Here is a 22495-nt window from a genome sequence, read left to right as displayed (position 1 = left end):
CAGAGAACTCCTTTTTTGTTTTTTTGTTGTGGTGACTAAAATATAACACAAAAGAAGCATCTCTGCTTTTTTTATATTCAGTTGTAACACATGTATTGTAATCCTACAAGAACACATGTTTATGAAAACTTCTTGATATTATTCAGATAACAGAATATAATATAAAATGGATTTAATGGAGGAAGAATAATGGAATTTTTAACAACGAAGGAAATATCACAGAGATGGAATATTAGTGCAAGACGAGTAGCAATTCTATGTGAGGATGGTAGACTCACCGGGGCTATTAAAAAAGGAAAAACATGGCTAATACCATCTAACACAAGAAAACCAAATGATGGAAGATATAAGAGAATGAAAGCATACTATGAAAAATTTATAAATCTTGAGAATAAATATAGAGTTATATATCCAGAAAGTGTTAATGCGACATATACAAGTTTGTTGAATTACTCAGATGATTTGAATAAACCATTTCAAAGATGGTATAGGTATAAGGAAGGGTTTTCTGTCGAATTAGTAGAACAGTTGATAAGAGAGTATTCAAAACATAAAGAGGGAATCATACTTGATCCATTTTCGGGAAGTGGAAGTACATTATTGGCCGCGAATGATATGGGATATTCAGGAGTGGGGTTTGAGGTTAATCCCTTTTCTTTCTTTTTATCAAAGTGTAAATTAGAGAAATATACAAAAGAAATCATAGAACAATTTAAGAAAGAATATGAGAAAATACTTCATAATGCTGAGGAGGCAGATGAAGCATATGTATTACCAAAGCTATCTATTAGTGAAAAAGTTTTTGCTGATGAAATTGAAAAGTATTATATGAATATTGGTATGCTTATTGAGAAGTGCAAAGCAGATGAAAAAATTATTAATTTATTGAAATTAGGTTGGTTGGCATGTTTAGAACCTTTATGCAATTATAGAAAGGCAGGAAATGGATTAAAAATTAAAAAATATGTTAAGCCTAGAGTGATTACAGTAGATGACGCAAGAGTAATGTTTTTAGAAGAATATCAAAATGTGTATATTGATTTGCTTAAAAGTAAAAGTATTGGAGATGCAACCATATATAACGAGACTTGCCTACATATGGCAAAGCAAATAAAGCCGGAAAGCGTTGAAGGTATAATTTTTTCGCCTCCTTATGCAAATTGTTTTGACTATACAGAGATTTATAAGTTGGAATTATGGTTTGGTAAGTTTGTGTCAGAATACGCTGATTTAAAGAAATTGAGAAATGCGTCTTTGCATTCTCATCTGAATGGTGATTTAAATATCGAAGTGAAAGCAAAAAGTGAAACATTGACAAAGTTATTGATAGAATTGCAAGAAAAAGAGTTATGGGATAAAAAGATACCAAAAATGTTGCAATTATATTATGATGATATGTTTAAAGTACTAGATGAAAGTTATGCGTCATTAGTAGACCAGGGGTTTTGTTGTATAGTTGTTGGCAATTCGGCATATGGAGGAATTGTATTTCCAGCTGATTTAATATTGGCTGAGTATGCCGAAAAGATAGGTTTTAAGGTTGATAAAATAGAAGTGGATAGATATATTATTACAAGCTCTCAGCAATATGAGATGACAAAAGAAACTGGAAAATATTTAAGGGAGAGTGTTGTATGCCTAGTAAAGAACAAATAATAGAGGTTGAGTCATTGCCTGTGAATATTCAAACTGGAGCAACTTATACAATAAAGCAGGCAAATCCGAATTCCTATACACATGGAATGTTTAAATATCCATGTAAATTTATACCGGAAATTCCAAGATGGGGAATAAAAACGTACCTTTCTGAAAAGAGAGGGGTTATTTTTGATCCGTTTTCAGGAAGTGGAACAACTTTATTGGAAGCTAATGTAAATGGACTTGATGCATATGGGACAGAAATTGACGATATTGCAAAACTGATAATAAAGGTAAAGACAACTGTTTTAGGTTCAGCACAAATGAAATTACTAGATCAATGCTATTCGGGAATCATAAATACAATTGAGCAAGATGATGTTGAATTGTTTATACCTGCGATTGCTAATTTAGAACATTGGTTTTCTGAAAATACAATAAATGAACTCGGCAGAATGAAAGCATATATTGATAATATTGAGGATAAGGATGTACGAGATTTCTTTAAACTGTGTATGGCTTCAATTATAAAGAGAGTATCTAATGCAGATGATACGTCACCGAAACCATATGTGTCGAATAAAATAATTAAAATTCCTCCGACTGTTGAAAAAGAATTTACATCAGTTTTCCGAAGATATAGGCAAATGATGCAAGAATTAACACATGTCAAAAAAATGGGAAATGCAGTGATTATACAGGGGGATGCATTAGAATTTTCAGTGCCATTAGGAATTGATTTGGCAATTACATCACCGCCATACATTAATGCATTTGATTATGGCAGGACTATGCGACTTGAAAATTTATGGTTGGATACTTTGACTGAGGAAATGTTGAGGAAAAAAAAGAGTCAGTATGTGGGAACCGAAAAAATAAATATGAAGAAAGAAAAAAGTGAGCTTGGTATTTTGGAAAAAAGTGACTTACTAAAAGCATATTATAATCAGATTGTTGAGCAAGATGAGAAAAGGGCGTTAATTGTAAAGAAGTTTTTTGAAGATATGGAAGATAATTTACGCTGTGTTTATAGTCAGATGAATATATGTGGTAAGTATGTAATTGTTATTGGAAATAGTACAATTAGAAAAGTAAATGTTGAAAGCTGGAGGGTAATAGAAGAAATCGCAAATAAAATAGGTTTTAAAACAGTGCAGTATTTTAACTATGTAATACAAAACCCTTATATAAGAATACCTAGAAAAGGTATGGGAGGAAAGATTAATAAGGATTATGTATTAGTATTGGAGAAAGGAGCTTAGCTATGGCACAAAAAAATAGGACGAAAGAAATATGGTTAATACCTAAGAGAGTAAATTTGCATCAAACAATTTGCTTAATTGACGGAATAATCGAAAGAAAATATGATGGCACGAGTTGGAATCCACAGAAACAGAATAATCTAGGAGTAAATCTTAAAAAGTGGGGAGCAACTAAGGATGGAAAAAACATATCGCCACAAGCAATTCGAACGTTAGTGGCATCAATTCCACAATATTTAGGTTTCCTATATGTTAATACTGATAGTACGCCAAATACAATTTGTCTTACAGAGGCGGGCATGGCCCTGTGGCATAGGCATAAGGATGAGTTAGTGAAAGTCCCGAATCTTGTTGAGGGAAAGGATTTGTTAATAACAGAATCGGAAGTAGTTTTGAAGCAGATGGAAAAACTGCAGATTACAAACCCTGTAATAAATAAAGATTGTGAAAATATATATGTATTTCCGTTTAGATTTATGTTGAGAGTATTGTTGAAGGTTGGGTATTTGGATCAGGAAGAGATTGCATATTTTCTGTTTAAAGTTAGAAATGAAGATGAAGTTGATGTGATAGTTCAAGAGATTGAGAATTTTCGCAAATTGCCTATGGAAAATAGAGAAGCTCTTATTAATGCATTTAAGAGTACACACATTGGAAACATTACATTAGTTAAGGCTTCTTCGGCCGGTTACTTTATTTCGCTTTGCCAAATAACTGGTATTATGGATAAATTGAAAGTGGTTCCTAATAACAGGAATGGAGCAATTGCAGCCCTAAAAATTAATGATACATATATGGAATATGTTGTAGAAATGTTGAATTCAAAATATCAAAATACAGAAATATACGATTTTGAAGATAATTTGCAGTTGTGGATAGATTATATTGGTGATCCTAGCAGAGATTATCCGCCAATAGATATTTCGGTTATAAATAAAGTTAATAGTAGTTTTTTAGTACAGGTATTTAAGGATGGAATATGCAAGTATGATGACTTAATCGATGAAAATGGTGTTTTGCAGTTCCCTATGTTTGTAAATGAGCAATATGATATAAAAATTATAGATATTTCAACTGGAGAAGAGTTGGAAGTGCTTAATATATGCCCTACATTTGAGCAAAGAAAATATGAAATTGAAGGTAAATTAAGTAATCTAGAAGCAGCAAGTGAAACATTAGAGGAAGTAGCAAAGGAAATTAAAGAACATTGTGAAGCAACTAATTTTGCAGGAAAGACATTAAACTATTTAAATACTTTGTCAAAAGTCACAGGTATAGATAAAACTAGTGATAAATCATTAAGGGGAGCTTACTTTGAATATTATGTTTATAAAATGCTGAGTATTCTCAAAGATGATAAAGTTGTTGATGAAGTCATATGGAATGGTAAGATTGGTAAATATGGATTGCCTACTCAAGCACCAGGAGGAAAGACCGGTACACCAGATATTGTATTTACAGTTGATGATTTACATATTGTCATTGAATTGACGACAATAAAGGCGAAGTCATTACAATTTAGTGCAGAAGGTTCATCAGTTCCTGATCATATAAGGTTGTATCAGCAAGAGACAGGGAAAGATGTTGTTGGTGTATTTTGCGCACCTACAATACACGAAAGAAATACAGCAGCGATGAAGTCTACTATTGCTCCATATGGGATTGAACTACATTGCATTACGGATAAAGAGTTGGTTGAGTTATTGTTAACAAAAGATAGAGAAAAGATAAAGAAAATGTAAACACAACTATATTGGATGCATTAATATCAAGACAAAATATATTATCTACTACTGATAGTAGTGGCACTACACGAGAAAAAGTGGATTTTTTGTGTTGCTTATGGATTTTCTGAATGGCATATTGGTTGAAGAACAAAAGGTAAAGAAATTGACAAAATTATTTCAGAAAATGAAAATAGACGGACTTGTTGATGACAGGAAAATTATAGTTAATTCAGAAAAGAATCTCTTGATTAAAAACTAAATATTTTGCAATTTAGTCAAAGATATACAAGGAGAGATAAATATGAATTCCCAATATATTGAAACATTAAAACGACATATTTCAACACACACGGTACGTTCTGCAGAAGACCGCTCTGCAGTAAGCTATTTAGAAAGTGTTTTGAATCCCGAAGGAAGGATTAATACTTCTTTTGCAAGTGATGATAAGTGGCCTAATCATGATGGGGTGTTTGAATATGTTTCAAATCCGGACAAATCTAGACGTCCAGAACAAAATTTTGTTGTACAAATCAAGGGGACACATGATTATACTGAAAGTGATGGAGTTATTTCATACAGTTTAAAGAGTTTAGCCTTTCCAGCATATATAGCATATGAGGTTACTGCTGACCCAGGGATTTTATTTATTGTTCTTAATCCTGACGTAAGAGGAGAAAAACGTATATTCTGGAAGTATATGTCACCTTCATTTATAAAGAATATTAATTTTGAGCAATCAAGTGTAACAATCAAGTTATATAAAGAAGATGAAATCAAAGATACAGATGAAAGTATTGATTTGTTTTGTGACAAATTGGACCAAGTTGTAGATACTCATTTATTTTTAAAGAAGTTAGATAATGATTGTCTGAAAATAGAAGACGCATTGAAAATTGTTCAGTATAGATGCGAAGAGATATCTATGGAAATTGAAAATGTTAGCAAATATCCTAATTTGCGTGATACTATATCAAGAAAGATTGTTAGAGCATTATATGATTTATGTTATTCAGTATTAGTTTTAAATGCCGTGAAGCTTGGATATACGGATATAAATCAGAAATTAGCATGGGAGGTTTCTCAGTTTAAATCCGAAACTAAGTATTTATACAACTTCTTGAGAGGATTAAAGTATATTGGTCTCCGAATACCCGAAGAAGGTCAATCAGAAAGATTGATGCTTAAATATTATAATTATTTATGGGAAATAAGAAGTTTTTTGAAAAAAGATTTTGAAATTGAAGTATTGAATAATTTGTCAAAGTTTCCATTGGATATGGATACATTAGACGAAGAATATTATGAATTAGTTGCAGCTAATATCGCAAGTGCTGATTTGATTCCAAAAAATGTAAGAGTTTCAAGATATTATATTCAAAAAACAGTTCCATTTTTTGTTAATGGAGAAAGATATTTTGAGATTACACTTCAACTTGCAGGATTATATGCAACAAAATACAATAGGATAACCGTTTACAGTAAACAGTATATTTCAACAAGGTATTCAATCCAAATTGCTTATACGGAGGCGGAATTGGAGCTTTGGGAAATAAAAAATAAAATAAAGATATTAAATAATTGGAAAGTTGCAATTGATCCTGTCTGCTTAAATAAGTTGGCTAAAATGTTAATGCTACATACGAAGATTAATCGTAATTATGGAGAATATGTTGAATTGATGAAATTTTTGACTGATACAGAGATGGATTTATTGCAAATTGTCAATTTAAGCGACGAAAGATTCAAACAGGTTTATGATCATATATATGGTTCAACGAAGACACATGATTTTGGAGAGGTTATTTTAAAGATACGAAATAATTATGCAAAGCCTTCAAACAAAGTGGGTAGGTATACTATTAGATATGTGCTGCTGAATCTGAGAGAAGAAATATTGGAGGCTCTATTGCCAAATCAATATAATAGCAGATCTTTGGATGAGCTTTATATTACAAGCAAATGTTATCCATTTGAGCAAAAGCCGTTTATATCAAATTTAGCAGGGAAAAGAACAAGCAAAGGTGATATAAAAGATATTATCGAAATTGTGGATGACAGACGTAAAGTTGAAAGAGTACTACCATATTTAAAAATTGAGAAGTTGATTAGTGAAACAGGTGAATTATTTTTTGATAAAAAAATAATTGCAAGCGACGAAGCAATAAAGAAATATAATAGTGGATTAGATTTGTGGGAACGAAACAATGGATTTATGATAAACGAAAAGGAAGGTGTAGTATCCATTGAATCCTATGAAAGTACAACGTTTTTTATACTGAAAAGGTTATTGGATTTATCACATATTCCTAATAGAAAGCAGCAAAAGAGTAATGAGAAATATCTTAGGGAGTGCGGGATAGAGTTTGAAGATGAATTAAAAAGGATTGCAATGAAATATCTTTTTGTATCGTCTCAAGTAATGTTGATATATGGCGCTGCCGGCACAGGTAAGACAACACTAATAAAATATATTTCTCAAATGATGAATCAATCAAAAAAACTGTTTTTGGCAAAAACACACACTGCATTGCAAAATCTACAGAGGAGAGTGTGTGATGCGGGAGATAATGTACAGTTTTCCAGCATAGACAGTGTGATCAAAAGTAATGAGTCTGTGGATTTTGATATTGTATTTGTTGACGAATGTAGTACAATTGACAATCGAACAATGAAAGCACTTCTTGAAAAAATAAGTGAAGGTACTAAACTTGTTTTATCTGGAGATATATATCAGATTGAGTCAATTGATTTTGGAAATTGGTTTTATTATGCAAAGGATATTATTAGTACAAAGGGATCTAATATTGAACTTTTACATACTTGGAGAACAGATAAGGAAGAATTAAATAGTTTATGGGACGAGGTTCGTGAAAAAAGACCTATTATTACTGAGAAATTGTCAATGGATGGACCATTTTCTGAAGATTTGGGCAAGGGTATATTTGATTTAGAAGACGATGAGATTGTATTGTGCTTGAATTATGATGGAAAGTTTGGCTTAAATAATATGAATCAATACTTCCAAAATGCAAATACAAAAAGTGAAGAATTTTCATGGGCTGAATGGATTTTTAAAATCGGAGATAGAATTATTTTCCTAGATACTAGACGTTCATCATTGTTATATAATAATTTAAAAGGAACAATAGTGAATATAGTAAAAACTGTCTCATCAATTGTATTTACAATAGATATCAAAACCTATTTGACTGAAGAACAATGTAAGTATGAATCTTTTGAGTATGTTGAAAATACTGATGATGGAACAAGGATAAAGTTAGAGGTCATTGCTTGGGATGATGAATTATCAGAGGAAGATAGAATAAAAACGGTGATACCATTTCAGATTGCTTATGCAATTTCAATTCATAAGGCACAGGGGTTGGAATATAAGTCAGTTAAGGTTGTAATTCCATCAAGTAATGCGGAAAGAATTACACATTCTATATTTTACACAGCCATAACACGTGCAAAAGAAAAACTAAAGATTTTTTGGAGTGCTGAAACCATGAATGCTATTGTGAAGAGTTTTACGGAGCAAGAGGTAGAACACAGAACTTTTCAGTTGATTAAGGACAGAATGAATCGTTAGGACGAATGATATATGCGAATATTTAAATGTTGGTAAAATGTTATATGTTTAGTATTGAATAAACTTTGTTGGTAGTTATGGATAGTCTTACAGTGTTCTGAATAATACACCCACAAGTAACACTTTATTCAAGTACCACAGCATTTAAGCCACTTCTGGTTCCGTATACAACCTTCAAAGAGATAATTCAAAACACGATTTTGTCCCATGGATATTGGAAAAATCCAGTATCTATGGGATTTTTTATTCCTTAGATCTATAAAATTGTAAGCATTTTCAACGCATGGTTGAATCCCTGCATGAAACTCACTTTTGCGGTTATTGTTTTGTGTTTGCAAAGTAAACTATTATAAAATAAAAACGGAGGTATTTATATGCTTGACAGTATTAAAGTTGGAAATTTTATAATGGGAAAACGAAAGAGTCTTGGTATGACGCAACAGCAGTTGGCGGATAAGCTAAAGGTTTCTTTTCAGGCAATTTCAAAATGGGAAAATGGAACAACTTATCCCAATATTGAGATATTAAGAGATTTGGCAATTGTGTTGGATGTGTCTGTTGATGAAATCCTGGCAGGGAGTGAAAGAGATGCAGAAGGGTTATCTTACAGTAAGGCGGGAATTGATATAACCTATACTGATACCATTAAAAGAGAGATGGCAAAACATTTGGATACAAAGGATGACCGTGTTTTAAATGGTCTGGGACCATTTGCTTCTTTATATGATATAAAATTTCAGGAGATTGAAAATCCGGTTCTGGTATTAAAATCTGAAGAACCCGGATCAAAACAAAAACTCGCGATAGAGTATGGATATTCAGAATCTATTTGCCATGATATGGTCAATCATTTAGTAAATGATATTGTGGTTATGGGTGCAAAACCGTTGGCAGTACTTGACACGATTGTTTGTGGAAATGCGGAAGCGGATACAATAAAGACATTGGTTAAGGGTGTTTCAGATGCATGTAAAGAAAATGAATGTTCTCTGGTAGGTGGGGAAACTTCTATTCAGCCATTGGTTGTTGACCCGGGCGTATATGTACTTACTTCAAGTATTGCTGGAATTGTTGAACGATCAAAGGTAATCGATGGTTCCCAGATCAAAGAGGGTGATGCAGTTCTGGCAATTGCATCAAATGGCTTACATACAAATGGATATTCGTTAGTACGGTTATTGATGGACAAAATGCCGCAGATAAAACTGGATAAGATAGATGGTTTAACCTTTATAGAGCAGATTATGAAACCACATACACCTTACTACAGATCAATCAAAGATTTATTTGATAAAGGTGTTATACATGGCATGGCGCATATCACTGGCGGTGGTATAGAAGGAAATCTGTGCAGGATAATTCCGGAGGGACTGAGTGCAAAGATCGATCTGTCGAAAATAAAGATATTAGACATATTTAAGTATATCAGAAATAATGGGAATATCAGTGACGCAGAAATGCTGCGGACGTTTAATTGTGGTGTAGGCTTTAATATTGTGACGAATCAAAAAGATAAGGCAGCAGTAATGCATCATGTCAGTCGGTTTTATGATTGCTATGAGATAGGAGTTATAGAATCAGGAGACCGCAAAGTAAAATTTGAAAACAGGCTTAACTGGCTGTAGTTCTTGGAAAATACAAATTCATAAAAACCATAAGATTACGTTTGACTTTATTATGATAAACTGTTACTATGTTATCGTGTTGCGCCCGGAAGGGGCAGGCATATATCTTTTTAATTATATTCAGGAGGAAATAATCATGAAAAAGTTAGTAGCACTGGTTTTAGTAGCAGTAATGGGACTTTCTATGGTTGGCTGTGGAAAGAAAGATTCATCAAATGACTCAAAGAGTGATCTGGAATATGTAAAGGAAAAGGGAACTCTTGTTGTTGGTGTTACAGATTTCGCACCAATGGATTACAAAGACGACTCAGGTAACTGGATTGGATTTGATGCAGACATGGCATCCGCATTTGCTGAGAGCATCGGCGTGAAAGCAGAATTCGTAGAGATAGACTGGGACAACAAGATCATGGAGCTTGATGGTAAGACAATCGACTGTGTATGGAACGGTATGACACTTACAGACGAGGTTACAAGCTCAATGGCATGTTCTGATGCATACTGCAACAATGCACAGGTAGTGATCGTGCCACAGGACAAGGCAGATCAGTACCAGACAGTAGACAGCATTAAGGAACTTACATTTGCTGTAGAAGCAGGAAGTGCCGGAGAAGATCAGGCAAAGGAACTTGGACTTAATTATACAGCAGTTAAGGCACAGTCAGATGCACTTATGGAAGTTGCAGCAGGAACATCTGATGCAGCTATTATCGATTCCCTTATGGCAGCAGCTATGGTAGGAGAAGGCACAGGCTATGCAAATCTTACATATACAGTAGGCCTTAACAGTGAGGAATATGGTGTAGGTTTCAGAAAAGATTCTGATCTTGCAGCAGAGCTTAACAAGTTTTTCAAAGACAGCAAGGCTGATGGATCTATGGAGAAATGTGCAGAGAAGTACAAGGTACAGGCAGCACTTACAGAGTAATTAACAGACTATAAGACGGTTATTTTGATTATTACTTAGAGAGAAAATTATTATGGATTTGTTTTTTGAACAGCTCCCAATTGTACTTGGGGCGCTTAATACAGGATTTATTCAAACTTTAAAATTGTTTTTTGTGACCTTGCTTGGTGCATTTCCACTGGGACTTTTAATAGCATTTGGCTCTATGTCAAAGTTTAAGCCACTCAGCTATCTTATGAAATTTATCGTGTGGATCGTTCGAGGCACACCTCTGATGATCCAGATGCTTATCATCTATTATTTCCCGGGACTTGTATTCCATAACCCGATCTGGGGTGGTGGCGAAGGCGGAAGATTTGTGGCAGCATCGGTATCGTTTATCGTGAATTATGCCTGCTATTTTTCAGAGATATATCGTGGAGGAATTCAGGGAATTCCTGTTGGACAGGAGGAAGCAGGTCTGGTGCTTGGTATGACTCCAAGACAGATATTCTTTAAGGTCAAGCTTCTTCAGATGATAAAGAAGATCGTACCTGCAATGTCCAACGAGATTATTACGCTGGTTAAGGATACATCACTTGCACGTATCATTGCGTTGCAGGAGATTATCTGGGCAGGACAGGCGTTCATGAAAGGTTCACAGGGAATCTCAGGTGCGATATGGCCATTGTTCTTCTGCGCATTCTATTATCTGATCTGGAATGGTGTACTTACTGTTTTACTTGGAAAATTAGAGAAGAAACTGGATTTCTTCAGATAGAGGAGGAGCTGTATGGCGATATTAGAGGTTGAACATATAAAAAAGAAGTTTGGTAAGACCGATGTACTTAAGGATATCAGCTTCTCATTAGAGCAGGGAGAGGTTCTGTCGATCATAGGATCATCAGGAAGTGGTAAGACTACATTGCTTCGCTGCCTGAATTTCCTTGAAATGCCGGATAACGGAATTATCCGTGTAAATAATGAGATCCTTCTCGATACGGATAAGCCGGAGACACTTAAGGAGTCGGAGGTTCGGAAGAAACGGTTGCACTTTGGACTGGTATTTCAGTCATTTAATCTGTTCCCGCAGTACACAGCACTTCAGAATGTTATGCTGGCAAGGGAGCTTCTGGCAAAGGAAAGACCGGACTATAAGGCAAATAAAAAGAACATACTGGATGAGATAAGAGTACAGGGCGAAGATCTTCTGCGTCAGATGGGACTAGGAGACCGGATGAACAATTATCCACATCAGTTATCAGGCGGGCAGTGTCAGCGAGTTGCGATCGCAAGAGCACTTGCTATGCAGCCGGATATCCTGTGTTTTGATGAACCGACATCAGCTCTTGATCCGGAGCTTACCGGCGAAGTGCTGAAGGTTCTCAGAAATCTTGCAGATAAAAAGACAACGATGATAATTGTCACTCATGAGATGGCATTTGCAAGAGACGTAGCCAGTCAGGTTATATTCATGGATGATGGATATATACTTGAGCAGGGCAGACCGGAAGAGGTATTTGACAATCCGGAGCAGGAACGTACAAAGCAGTTTTTATCATCATATTCATAATTATTTATTTGACGCACGACAAATGATTTTATATCCTATAAGAGGAATAAAATTTGCCGTGCGTTATTTTTTGTATCAAAATATTATAGGCAGGAAGTATCGCAGGGTAAAGACGATAGATAAAAGATGGGAGCGGTTATTTGTGACCGTGAATAGATGAAGATGAAAAAAATACCACACAAAAAGATCCTAATTCTGATGCTTATAATCATTATTTTGATTCCGTTTTGCCTGTTTCAGAATAAGCATCTGGTAATTACCACATATACATATGAATCTGAGAGCTTGGCGCAGATCTCGATGGATACCGGATCGTACAGATATCGGATCTGCACAACGCTGAATTTGGAAAAGAGAATAAGAAGCTGTTAGAAACCATACGAAGCTGTTCACCGGATATCATCGTTATTACCGGGGATCTGGTGGATTCTAATCATACAAATGTGGAACGTGCGGTAGCATTTGTGAAAGAAGCAGTGAAGATTGCACCGGTATATTATGTGACCGGCAACCATGAATATTGGCTTGATCCATCGGAAAATGAACAGATGATGCAGGGGATCCTTGCTGCCGGAGCATATGATCTGGATGATGAAGCCGTCTGCATTGAGAAAGGGGATTCCTCTTTCATGTTGATCGGGTTAGATGATCAGCATTTGAGTGATGAGACATTAAAGAATCTGCTTCAGGAGCAGAAAAATGAATTATCCATCGTACTTGCGCATGAGCCACAGTACCTTCAGAACTATGCAAATGCCGGAGCTGATCTTGTCTTGACCGGACATGCACATGGAGGACAGATCAGACTTCCATTTGTCGGGGGGATCGTTGCACCCGATCAGGGATTTTTACCGGAATACACATCAGGAAAATATAACCGCGCAGATACAGAAATGATAGTCAGCAGGGGACTTGGCAACAGCATAATTCCGGTTCGCCTGTTCAATTATCCGGAGGTTGTGTGCGTAGAGCTTAGATGTAAAAACTAACGATTTATGGAGAAACAATATGCCAAAGCTACTTGCGATTGAAGATGACAGAGAGATCAATCATCTCATCTGTGAATATATGGCGGAAACCGGACAAAGATAAAGAAATATGACGACCGGGAATACATAGAAATCATATGTGTTATCATATAATAGCTATAAGAAAAGATGGTTCAATTAGGGTGTTGGATCTTTGATAGCCTGAGGAGAATTTGTATACATGGATAAATGGTATATCATAATTTCAGGACTGTTGCTTTTACTGGCAGCAGTCCTTTTTATACGTTTGATACAATATAAAAGACAGATGCGGATATTTGCAGCCAAGCTTCAGAAACGCTTGCATGGAGGAGTGGATCAGGAGATCCATGTGGAATATTTTGATCGTGACATCGTAGCTCTTGCAAAAGCGTTAAATGATTATTCGGATCAGATCAAGGAGAGAAACCGTGCGCTGGAGCAGGACAGAACCAGACTGAAAAATGTGATCGCAGGCATTTCTCATGATTTCAGAACACCCCTTACAGCAGTAAAAGGATATCTGCAGTTGATGAAAAAAGGTGGACGCATAGACGACCGGGATATGGAATATCTGGATATCGCGATCGCAAAGACAGAGTATCTCCGTGTGTTGTCGGATGCATTTTTTGAGGTATCTTATGCAGAGGCAAAGGATGAAGCCATTGACATCAGGAATATAGATGTGGCAAGAACTTTGACAGCACTTGTGCTGGAGCAGTATGAATGGATTCAGGAGTCCGGGATTCAGGCAGCATTTGACATACCGGAAAGTGTAGTCTGGGTTCAGAGCAACGAGAAAGTGCTGAACCGGATATTTACAAATTTCTTTTCTAATGCCAGAAAATATGCGGATACCAGAATCAGCGTCTGCTTACAACAGGATGCGGACGGAGTATCCATTACATTCACGAATGACATAGAGGCTGACAATGAGATCGATATCGACCATGTATTTGACGCCTTCTACCGTGGCAATTCCCGCCGGGAGGAAGGCGCAGGACTTGGTTTATATGTTGTAAAATGCCTGGCCGATAAGCTGGGGCATGTGGTTTCAGCAGAGGTAAAAGATAAGCAGTTTTCGGTAATGCTGCGAATAAAGTGAGTTTTTATACCCTTGCAAATGAAGGCAGGATATGCTATCCTAACCGTACAATTCTATGAGTTGATATTGAAAGGATTAAGATTATGTTCTGGAAAATGACAAATCTACAACTGAAAAAAGGTTATACATGTGTTCCTTACGGGGATAGTGCGCCTTTTTTTAGAACAAGTCATATATCAGAACAATGATATAAAACGTAATAAAAAAGTACACTATCTCCTTATCCATTTAAGAAAAATAGATAAGGAGATTTTTTTATGAACACAATTAGAAAACAAATAGGATATTTATACACATCATCCGTCCTTGGAAATTTATCTTTAACAGGGGCTTGGGTGGCAATATTGGCTGCCAGAGGATATAGTTTGGTCGAAATAGGTTTTGTGGAAACGGTCTTTCATGTAACCAGCATTATTTTTGAGATACCGTCAGGAATATTTGCGGATGTATTTGGAAGAAAAAATATGTTGATTGTGAGCAGTATTTTACGAATGATTGCAAATGTTGTTATGATCGCATCAGGGAATTTGTTTACGATATGTCTGTCTATTGCACTTCATGCGATGAGTTACAATTTTTCATCAGGATCGGGAGATGCTTTAGCATATGATTCTTTAAAAATCTATGGAGAAGAATCCTATTATGCAAAATATGAATCAGATCAGTTGAGTATATACCGTTTGTGTAATGGAATATCAACTTTGTGTGCAGGATTTGCGTTATACATTGGTTATAGAGCCGCATATGGAACGGATATTTTAATGTGTCTGGTTCAGATATTTGTTTTAAATAGAATATGGGAACATAGAGAACACAGGGATCATAAGGCAAATACAATTGTCCGTGCATTGGTTGACTGCTGGTGGGAAAGTATTCAGTTTCTAAAGGATGCAAGGAGAGCAATAGTTTTGATGTTGGTAAATTCGCTGGTAGGAGCAGGGGATATTTTACTGTTATTTTTCTTACAGGCTAAGCTGCCGGAGAGTGGAATCCCAAATGCCTTGCTTGGAATGGCACTCTTTATTATGGAACTTGGAGGAATCCTTGGAGCAAGGGTGATTCTGTTGTGTGATCGTTTACGGTACAGAACAGTATTTGTATTAACCGGATTCCTTGTTCTTCTTGGTATAGCAGTGGAACATTCTGGTAATTATGTGATTATGACATTAGGTGGATTTATTGCGGCATTTAGTGATGATGCATTACAGGTAAGAACAAATACGATACTTCAGAATATGTTCCCTTCGGAACAGAGGGCAACATTGATCTCTATGGAATCTTTTACATTTTCCATGATCATGATCGTGTTGTCACCGCTTACAGGTATTCTATTTTCATGGTGGTAATTGTAACACCTGTATATTTGTCATATAAGAAATAACGCCTGTCATGTGATTTCCAACCTGTTCAAAATCTATCAAAAAACTATCTTTTTTCCCATAAAAGAGAAAAGCATGTTATAATAAACACATGATTGTTTGTATGTAAAATAATAATTTTCGGAGTATAGAGTAGTAAAGATGAGAGGGAGGATCACCCGTGACAGTGGATGATATCAGAGAGAGAATTAAGAAAAAAGATATAGAACTGTATGTACAGGAATTATTACAGTTTGAGAATTCATTTGATGGATTCAAAAAGGCGATCGAACCTCTGGCTGAGCGGCTTAAGATCGGCAGGGTAGCGGGACATTTGCACATTGAGGCAAATATCAAATCTGTACAGGCTGAAGATCGTCATGATGTATTCTATGCCGGGGATGGTTTGTATTCCGAGAAAGGCAAATATCAGAAGACATTTCAAGCGGTAGAAAACGGATATTGTGAGCTTACGGCATTCCCATATGAAAATGTAGAATGGAGCGAGGAAGAAAAAGAAGATATAGCTCTTCTCCTTGAGGTTTTATATCTTCATGTGACGAGATCCAGACTGATCCGTAAGACAAGAGAATATTCGTATTGTAATCTGATCACGATGCTCCCTAACAGTGCAGGCTTTGTCAGGATCATACAGCAGCATTTGCAGGATCAGACGATCTGTCAGTACAACGGCTTTTATTTTAACCTGAAAAGCTTTGGACTGCTCAGCTATAAGTATGGTGGTGCAGAAGGTGATCTGATGATCAAGCGTTATGCAGTCGCTGTCAGAAAATGGCTGGCAGAGGACGAGACACTGGCGCATCTGGGCGGAGATAATTTCATGGCGCTGGTCAAGAAAAGCAGAACGGCAGAGTTCCTTCATCTTCTGGAAAAGGTTGAGGTAACAGCAAAGTATATGGGACGGGTCGTTCCGGTATATATAGCGGCAGCGGCAGGTGCCTATGAGATAACGGCAAAGGACAGAGATCCCGGAAATATTATGAATGGTTTGTCGATTGCCGTCAGTTATGCCAGACAGCACAAGCTCCCGTATGCGTTTTTAACGGACAAGATGCTGGAAGAAACAGTAGATGTTCAGCGGATGGAACAGATGCTTCCTGAGGCGTTGGAGAAACGGGAATTTCAGGTGTATTATCAGCCGAAGGTTGATATCCGGACAGGTCAGATCGTAGGTACAGAGGCACTTGCAAGATGGATTCGTAACGGAGAAGTGATACAACCATTTCGGTTTATTCCGACCATGGAGAGGAATGGATTTATCATTCATCTGGATCTGTATATCCTGAAGCGGGTATGTGAGGCTATAAATGAATGGATTGAGAAAGGGTATAAGCTTGTTCCGATATCTGTGAATATATCGAGAAATGATATTTCCGGGGTTGGGCATGATCCACGGATGTTGGCGGAACGAATTATAAGGATCATAAAAGAGTATGATATTGATCCAAAGTATATCATCATAGAAGTAACAGAGACGACAGAAGCGAGTGAACAGAAGGATCTGTATGACTTTATCAGAAATATGTCAGAAGCAGGCATTGCGACATCGATTGACGACTTTGGTACAGGCTGTTCGACCTTGAGTGTTCTTCGGGATTTCCCGGTAAACGAGATTAAGATTGATCGGTCATTTATCAATCATGAGGCATTTTCAACACAGGATCAGATCATTATTAAGAGTATCATTCAGATGGCAAGACAGTTGAATCTGAATGTCATAACCGAGGGAGTTGAGACGGAGGAGCAGGCAAGATTTCTTCTGGAACTTGGCTGTAACCATGCGCAGGGCTATCTGTATGATAAACCATTAGAACAGAGTGCATTTGAAAGCAGACTGTCAGTAGGCGGATATGACCGAAAGATATAGAAGATAACGAGCATTATATATGATACAAACGGACTGGGACATTTGTATAAGACCGGAAAGCAGTCTGAAGGTATCGGATTTCAAATAATATAAGGAGAAAACAGAAAATGGGATTTTTAACAGGTAAAACAGTTATTGTCACAGGTGGAGGACGTGCCGTATTAAGTGATGGCAGATGTGGTTCGATCGGTTACGGTATCGCTACAGCATATGCAAAAGAAGGCGCAAATGTCGTGATCACAGGACGAAATGTGAAGAAGTTGGAAGATGCAAAGGAAGAACTGGAACGCTTATATGGTATAAAGGTTCTGGCTGTTGCAGCAGATGTATCTGCCGGTGCGGATAATGAGGCAGTCGTTGCAAATGTTGTAAAGCAGACGATCGATACATTTGGCAGTATCGATGTATTGGTTAATAATGCACAGGCATCGGCATCCGGTGTTCCGCTTGCTGACCATACAACAGATCAGTTTAATCTGGCATTATATTCCGGACTGTATGCAACCTTTTATTATATGAAAGCGTGCTATCCATATCTGAAAGAGAGCAAGGGATCCGTTATCAACTTCGCATCCGGCGCAGGTCTGTTCGGTAACTTTGGACAGTGTGCGTATGCAGCAGCAAAAGAAGGAATTCGTGGACTTACAAGAGTTGCAGCAACAGAATGGGCAAAGGATGGCGTAAATGTAAATATCATCTGCCCGCTTGCATGGACAGCACAGTTAGAGCAGTTCAAGAATGCATATCCGGATGCATTTGATAAGAATGTTCATACACCTCCGATGGGTCATTTCGGTGATTCAGAGCTTGAGATCGGACGTGTATGTGTACAGCTTGCATCTCCTGATTTCAAATATATGACAGGAGAGACGATCACTCTGGAAGGCGGACTTGGACAGAGACCATAGTCTTAGGTATTAACGGAAAATCCTTAGATCATTCAATAAGAAAAAAATGGTAATAAAACCGGAAAAAGCTACTTGACAGTGCGGAGCAGTTGAAATATACTTTGAATAACGTGTTGATGAGAACAGTACTGAATGAAGAATCTACAGAGAGAGATACATTTGGTGGAAGTATCTTAGAGGAGTCATTCAGGAAGACCAGCTCTGAGCGGCCCTAATCCGGTCCGGTGATTCCGTTATCGTCATGAATGAGATATTTCCACAGGAAATAAAAAGGGTGGAACCGCGATATAAGAATTATAATCGCCCCTTGTATAGATGAAAAAACGTCTGTACAGGGGCGTTTTTTGTGCAATAGACAAAGAAACAGAATGATTCCTGTACAAATAATTATCGGACATTGTACCATCGGGTGGGATGTCACTTCAGGTAAAAGAAAGGAAATAAGAAAATGGTAGATTTTAAAGCAGACGAGAGATTAAATACTCTCAATCATTCCTGCGCCCATGTTATGGCACAGGCCGTAAAGCATTTGTATCCACATGCAAAGTTCTGGGTTGGACCGGTTGTAAAAGAAGGTTTCTATTATGATATCGACCTTGGCGATGATGTTGTAAACGATGATGTGATCGCAGCTATTGAAAAAGAAATGAAGAAGATCTGTAAAGAGGGCAAGAAGATTTACAGACGTGAAGTTACAAAGGCAGAAGCACTTGAAATGTTCAAGGATGATTTCTACAAGCTGGATCTGATCGAAGGCTTAGAGGATGGAAATATTACAGTTTACGATCAGGGAGATTTCACAGATCTCTGTCGCGGACCACACGTTGATAACACAAAATTATGTAAGAACTTCAAGTTAGTAAAATATTCCGGTGTATACTGGAAGGGTGATGCCAAGAACCATGTAATGCAGAGAATCTATGGTGTATGCTTCCCTACAGCAGAAGAACTGGAAGAACATCTGAAGTTATTAGAGGAAGCAAAAGACCGTGACCACAGAAAGATCGGTAAAGAGATGAATCTGTTCATGTCAGATGATCTGGTTGGACGTGGACTTCCTATGTTCCTTCCAAAGGGTTATATCGTATGGCAGGAGCTTGAAAATTATATCAAGAACAAGGAAAGAAAGCTTGGCTACCGTCATGTTATGACTCCTTGTGTTGGTACGGTAAATCTTTATAAGACATCCGGTCACTGGGATCATTACAAAGACAATATGTTCCCTGCAATGGAAGTTGAGGGTGAGTCTTTCGTGCTTCGTCCAATGAACTGCCCGCATCATATGATGATCTATGCAAACAAAATGCATTCCTATAAAGATCTTCCGATTCGTATCGGCGAGATCGCACATGATTTCCGTTTCGAAGCCAGTGGTACTTTAAAAGGAATCGAGAGAGGCAGGCATTTCTGTCAGAACGATGCCCATCTGTTTGTAACACCGGAGCAGATTGAATCTGAATTCAAGCAGGTTGTTGACTTGATCTTCGACACCTATAAGGATTTCAATATCACAGATTATCGTTGTGTTCTGTCCTTAAGAGATCCTGAGGATAAGGTGAAATATCATGATGACGATGAGATGTGGAATACAGCGGAGGACGCACTCCGTAAAGTGTTGGATGATATCGGTATCGAATACACAGAAGAGATCGGTGAAGCAGCATTCTATGGTCCAAAGCTTGATGTAAATGTTAAGCCGGCGATCGGAAATGAATATACATTATCTACATGCCAGCTTGACTTCTGTCTTCCTGCAAAATTCAACCTGACATATATTGATAAGGATGGTACAAAGAAGACTCCTGTCGTTCTTCACAGAGCAATCCTTGGTTCCTTAGATCGTTTCATGGCATACATTCTGGAGGAGACAAAGGGAAATCTGCCACTTTGGTTAGCACCGGTACAGGCCAGAATCCTTCCTGTAAAGAATGAAGATGAGGAATTAAATGCATATGCACATGAGTTGTATGATTTCTTAGATGATAACAACATCCGTGTTGAGATTGATGAACGTGCAGAGAAGCTTGGCTATCGTGTAAGAGCTGCTCAGGTTGAGAAGGTTCCGTATCTGATCATCCTTGGTAAGAATGAGGTAAATGATAAGACTGTCAGCTACAGACTTCATGGTGAGCAGAAGACAACAACTGTTCCTATGGATGAGTTCCTTGCAATGCTTCAGGATGAGATCAAGACCAAGAAGTTGAATCCTGCCGCATCCAAGTAATACAGAGTACAAATAAGGATAAGCCGCCGGAAGCAGATTTCCGGTGGCAGATCCTTCAAAATATCAGAAACCGGCACTTGATGTATGGATAACCGCATGCTATAATGTATCAATACTTTTTGCACTGCATATCAATCTACAGTACAAACTGAGCAGGCGGTGGGATGACCACAGGGCCGGGCCACACAGGGTGGCAGCAGATAAAGAATGAATTTATGATCTGCGGGACAGTAGTTACTATTTGTTCCGCAGGTTTTTTATTATTCCGGCTACAGCCGGTCAGAGATAATTCTATTAATCTGATGGAAAGATTATTAATTGCGTTGCATAAAGTTATCTTATATATGCGGAGGTAACTATTATGGCACAAGAAAATCAGGATTCTAAGAAAAGGGCAGCGGTCGGTAAGATGACCGGTTTCATAGGGGTATTGTGTAACCTGCTGTTGGCAGGCAGCAAGCTTGTGATCGGAAAGTTGGCCGCATCTACATCAATTACTGCAGATGGATTGAACAATCTGTCAGATGCAGCAAGTTCCATCGTAACATTACTCGGATTTAAGCTGGCAGAGAAGCCGGCAGACAAAGAACATCCATACGGACATGCGAGATTTGAATATCTGGCAAGTCTGGTTGTGGCTGCTATGATCCTTGTGATCGGATTTGAATTGGCAAAGACATCGGTACTCAAGCTGATCCATCCGGCATCAATCGAATTTTCCATGCTGATGATCATTGTGCTGATCGGTTCGATCCTGGTAAAACTCTGGATGATGTTCTTTTATCGTAAGATGGGAGATAAGATTCAGTCAAATACCTTATTTGCTGCAGCCGCAGACAGCAGAAATGATGTGCTGACAACAGCTGCGGTTCTTGCCGCAACAGTTGTAGAACATATCAGCGGATGGAAAATAGATGGTCTTATGGGTGGGCTGGTATCTGTTTTTATCATTGTAAGCGGAATTTCGCTTGCAAAGGATACAATCTCTCCGCTTCTTGGAGAAGGTGCAAATACCGGTTTGCGGGAACAGCTTATTGGATATATAAGCAGCTGTCCGTTGGTACTTGGCTGCCATGACCTGTTGGTACATGATTATGGACCGGGCAGACAGTATGCAAGTATTCATGTAGAGATCGATAAGAAGATCGATCCAATGGTGTGTCATGATGAGATTGACCGCATCGAACGGGAATGCCTGAACCGATTTGGTGTGCATATGGTCATTCATTATGATCCGGTTATTACGGACGATGCAGAGCTCGATCAGATGCATCATCAGGTACTTACTATCCTGCAGCAAATAGATGCAGAAATAACAATCCATGATTTCCGCGTACACACTCATGAGGGAAAGAAAGAACTTGTTTTTGATATGGTTGTTCCATCGGAATGGCAGGGGCAGGAAAAGAATATCGTGCGGGAACTGACGGAACGGTTGCAAAAAGAAAACAAAGAGACATATTTGATAAAAATTACGTTTGACCTTGAGGACAGGGCGTAGTACATTAACAGAATAGTTTACACTGGGGGAATATTGGAAGACAGGGAACAAGAGGTATTAAGAGAACTTCTGAAATAGACGGCTGCCGGCAGATAAAAATCTGCCGGCAGTTTTGGTATGCCATAATCTGATTTTAAATAAAGGTACAGAATTATTGTACGCGATTCAGAAAATATGGATTGACAGTGCTTTTATTTCTGT

Annotated in this window: 15 protein-coding genes, 1 riboswitch and 1 other annotated feature; all 15 genes read left to right on the top strand. The window is 37.5% G+C overall.

The genetic code is table 11. The features are described from left to right. Positions 1–189 precede the first annotated feature (189 nt). The 15 genes from DXA07_RS10900 to DXA07_RS10830 all read left to right on the top strand — a co-directional run bounded on the left by DXA07_RS10900 (position 190) and on the right by DXA07_RS10830 (position 22294). Positions 190–1656: a DNA methyltransferase gene (locus DXA07_RS10900; RefSeq protein WP_118484615.1), complete on the top strand. Its 1467-nt coding sequence runs from the start codon at positions 190–192 to the stop codon at positions 1654–1656. Continuing rightward, positions 1635–2900 carry a DNA methyltransferase gene (locus DXA07_RS10895; RefSeq protein ID WP_118484614.1) on the top strand — a complete coding sequence of 422 codons (1266 nt, stop codon included), beginning with the start codon at positions 1635–1637 and terminating at the stop codon, positions 2898–2900. Before DXA07_RS10900 ends, DXA07_RS10895 begins: the two co-directional genes overlap by 22 nt. 2 nt (positions 2901–2902) lie before the next feature. After that, on the top strand, positions 2903–4642 hold the full coding sequence (locus DXA07_RS10890) for an AlwI family type II restriction endonuclease (RefSeq protein WP_118484612.1): 1740 nt from the start codon (positions 2903–2905) through the stop codon (positions 4640–4642). Between the two features lie 286 nt (positions 4643–4928). After that, positions 4929–8219 carry an ATP-dependent RecD-like DNA helicase gene (locus DXA07_RS10885; RefSeq protein WP_118484610.1) on the top strand — a complete coding sequence of 1097 codons (3291 nt, stop codon included), beginning with the start codon at positions 4929–4931 and terminating at the stop codon, positions 8217–8219. Positions 8220–8593: 374 nt separating this feature from the next. Beyond that, the gene (gene purM, locus DXA07_RS10880) at positions 8594–9844 is read left to right on the top strand and encodes a phosphoribosylformylglycinamidine cyclo-ligase (RefSeq protein WP_118484608.1); all 1251 of its coding nucleotides are present in this window, start codon (positions 8594–8596) and stop codon (positions 9842–9844) included. A gap of 136 nt (positions 9845–9980) precedes the next feature. After that, entirely contained in the window at positions 9981–10772 is a 792-nt protein-coding gene (locus DXA07_RS10875) for a transporter substrate-binding domain-containing protein (RefSeq protein WP_021944958.1), read from the top strand. Positions 10773–10824: 52 nt separating this feature from the next. Then, positions 10825–11511 carry an amino acid ABC transporter permease gene (locus DXA07_RS10870; RefSeq protein WP_008402705.1) on the top strand — a complete coding sequence of 229 codons (687 nt, stop codon included), beginning with the start codon at positions 10825–10827 and terminating at the stop codon, positions 11509–11511. Between the two features lie 12 nt (positions 11512–11523). Continuing rightward, the gene (locus DXA07_RS10865; RefSeq protein WP_021944957.1) at positions 11524–12303 is read left to right on the top strand and encodes an amino acid ABC transporter ATP-binding protein; all 780 of its coding nucleotides are present in this window, start codon (positions 11524–11526) and stop codon (positions 12301–12303) included. A gap of 311 nt (positions 12304–12614) precedes the next feature. Beyond that, on the top strand, positions 12615–13292 hold the full coding sequence (locus tag DXA07_RS10860; protein WP_348980823.1) for a metallophosphoesterase: 678 nt from the start codon (positions 12615–12617) through the stop codon (positions 13290–13292). Between the two features lie 220 nt (positions 13293–13512). Beyond that, positions 13513–14415: a HAMP domain-containing sensor histidine kinase gene (locus DXA07_RS10855; protein WP_008402701.1), complete on the top strand. Its 903-nt coding sequence runs from the start codon at positions 13513–13515 to the stop codon at positions 14413–14415. Positions 14416–14672: 257 nt separating this feature from the next. Further along, the gene (locus DXA07_RS10850) at positions 14673–15761 is read left to right on the top strand and encodes an MFS transporter (RefSeq protein WP_008402700.1); all 1089 of its coding nucleotides are present in this window, start codon (positions 14673–14675) and stop codon (positions 15759–15761) included. Positions 15762–15954: 193 nt separating this feature from the next. Further along, positions 15955–17661, top strand: a complete 1707-nt coding sequence (locus DXA07_RS10845) for a bifunctional diguanylate cyclase/phosphodiesterase (RefSeq protein WP_118484606.1) — start codon at positions 15955–15957, stop codon at positions 17659–17661. A 107-nt stretch (positions 17662–17768) separates the two neighbouring features. Further along, positions 17769–18569: an SDR family NAD(P)-dependent oxidoreductase gene (locus tag DXA07_RS10840; RefSeq protein WP_008402696.1), complete on the top strand. Its 801-nt coding sequence runs from the start codon at positions 17769–17771 to the stop codon at positions 18567–18569. A 104-nt stretch (positions 18570–18673) separates the two neighbouring features. Continuing rightward, positions 18674–18880, top strand: a binding site (T-box leader). Positions 18881–19017: 137 nt separating this feature from the next. Further along, positions 19018–20793, top strand: coding sequence for a threonine--tRNA ligase (gene thrS, locus DXA07_RS10835; RefSeq protein WP_021944954.1), 1776 nt, complete (start codon positions 19018–19020; stop codon positions 20791–20793). Between the two features lie 138 nt (positions 20794–20931). Beyond that, positions 20932–21026: riboswitch (NiCo riboswitch) on the top strand. Positions 21027–21154: 128 nt separating this feature from the next. Then, a complete protein-coding gene (locus DXA07_RS10830) occupies positions 21155–22294 on the top strand; it encodes a cation diffusion facilitator family transporter (protein ID WP_118484604.1) in 1140 nt (379 codons plus the stop codon). Positions 22295–22495: the final 201 nt, after the last annotated feature.

This window comes from Clostridium sp. AM54-37XD, from assembly GCF_003478225.1.
Classification (GTDB): domain Bacteria; phylum Bacillota; class Clostridia; order Lachnospirales; family Lachnospiraceae; genus Coprococcus; species Coprococcus ammoniilyticus.
This window is presented reverse-complemented; position numbering and strand designations above follow the sequence as displayed.

What these genes read in the sequence shown, in the direction of transcription:
- DXA07_RS10900 (WP_118484615.1), top strand. Translation starts at nt 190, where the DNA reads ATGGAATTTTTAACAACGAAGGAAATATCACAGAGATGGAATATTAGT.
- DXA07_RS10895 (WP_118484614.1), top strand. Translation starts at nt 1,635, where the DNA reads ATGCCTAGTAAAGAACAAATAATAGAGGTTGAGTCATTGCCTGTGAAT.
- DXA07_RS10890 (WP_118484612.1), top strand. Translation starts at nt 2,903, where the DNA reads ATGGCACAAAAAAATAGGACGAAAGAAATATGGTTAATACCTAAGAGA.
- DXA07_RS10885 (WP_118484610.1), top strand. Translation starts at nt 4,929, where the DNA reads ATGAATTCCCAATATATTGAAACATTAAAACGACATATTTCAACACAC.
- purM (WP_118484608.1), top strand. Translation starts at nt 8,594, where the DNA reads ATGCTTGACAGTATTAAAGTTGGAAATTTTATAATGGGAAAACGAAAG.
- DXA07_RS10875 (WP_021944958.1), top strand. Translation starts at nt 9,981, where the DNA reads ATGAAAAAGTTAGTAGCACTGGTTTTAGTAGCAGTAATGGGACTTTCT.
- DXA07_RS10870 (WP_008402705.1), top strand. Translation starts at nt 10,825, where the DNA reads ATGGATTTGTTTTTTGAACAGCTCCCAATTGTACTTGGGGCGCTTAAT.
- DXA07_RS10865 (WP_021944957.1), top strand. Translation starts at nt 11,524, where the DNA reads ATGGCGATATTAGAGGTTGAACATATAAAAAAGAAGTTTGGTAAGACC.
- DXA07_RS10855 (WP_008402701.1), top strand. Translation starts at nt 13,513, where the DNA reads ATGGATAAATGGTATATCATAATTTCAGGACTGTTGCTTTTACTGGCA.
- DXA07_RS10850 (WP_008402700.1), top strand. Translation starts at nt 14,673, where the DNA reads ATGAACACAATTAGAAAACAAATAGGATATTTATACACATCATCCGTC.
- DXA07_RS10840 (WP_008402696.1), top strand. Translation starts at nt 17,769, where the DNA reads ATGGGATTTTTAACAGGTAAAACAGTTATTGTCACAGGTGGAGGACGT.
- thrS (WP_021944954.1), top strand. Translation starts at nt 19,018, where the DNA reads ATGGTAGATTTTAAAGCAGACGAGAGATTAAATACTCTCAATCATTCC.
- DXA07_RS10830 (WP_118484604.1), top strand. Translation starts at nt 21,155, where the DNA reads ATGGCACAAGAAAATCAGGATTCTAAGAAAAGGGCAGCGGTCGGTAAG.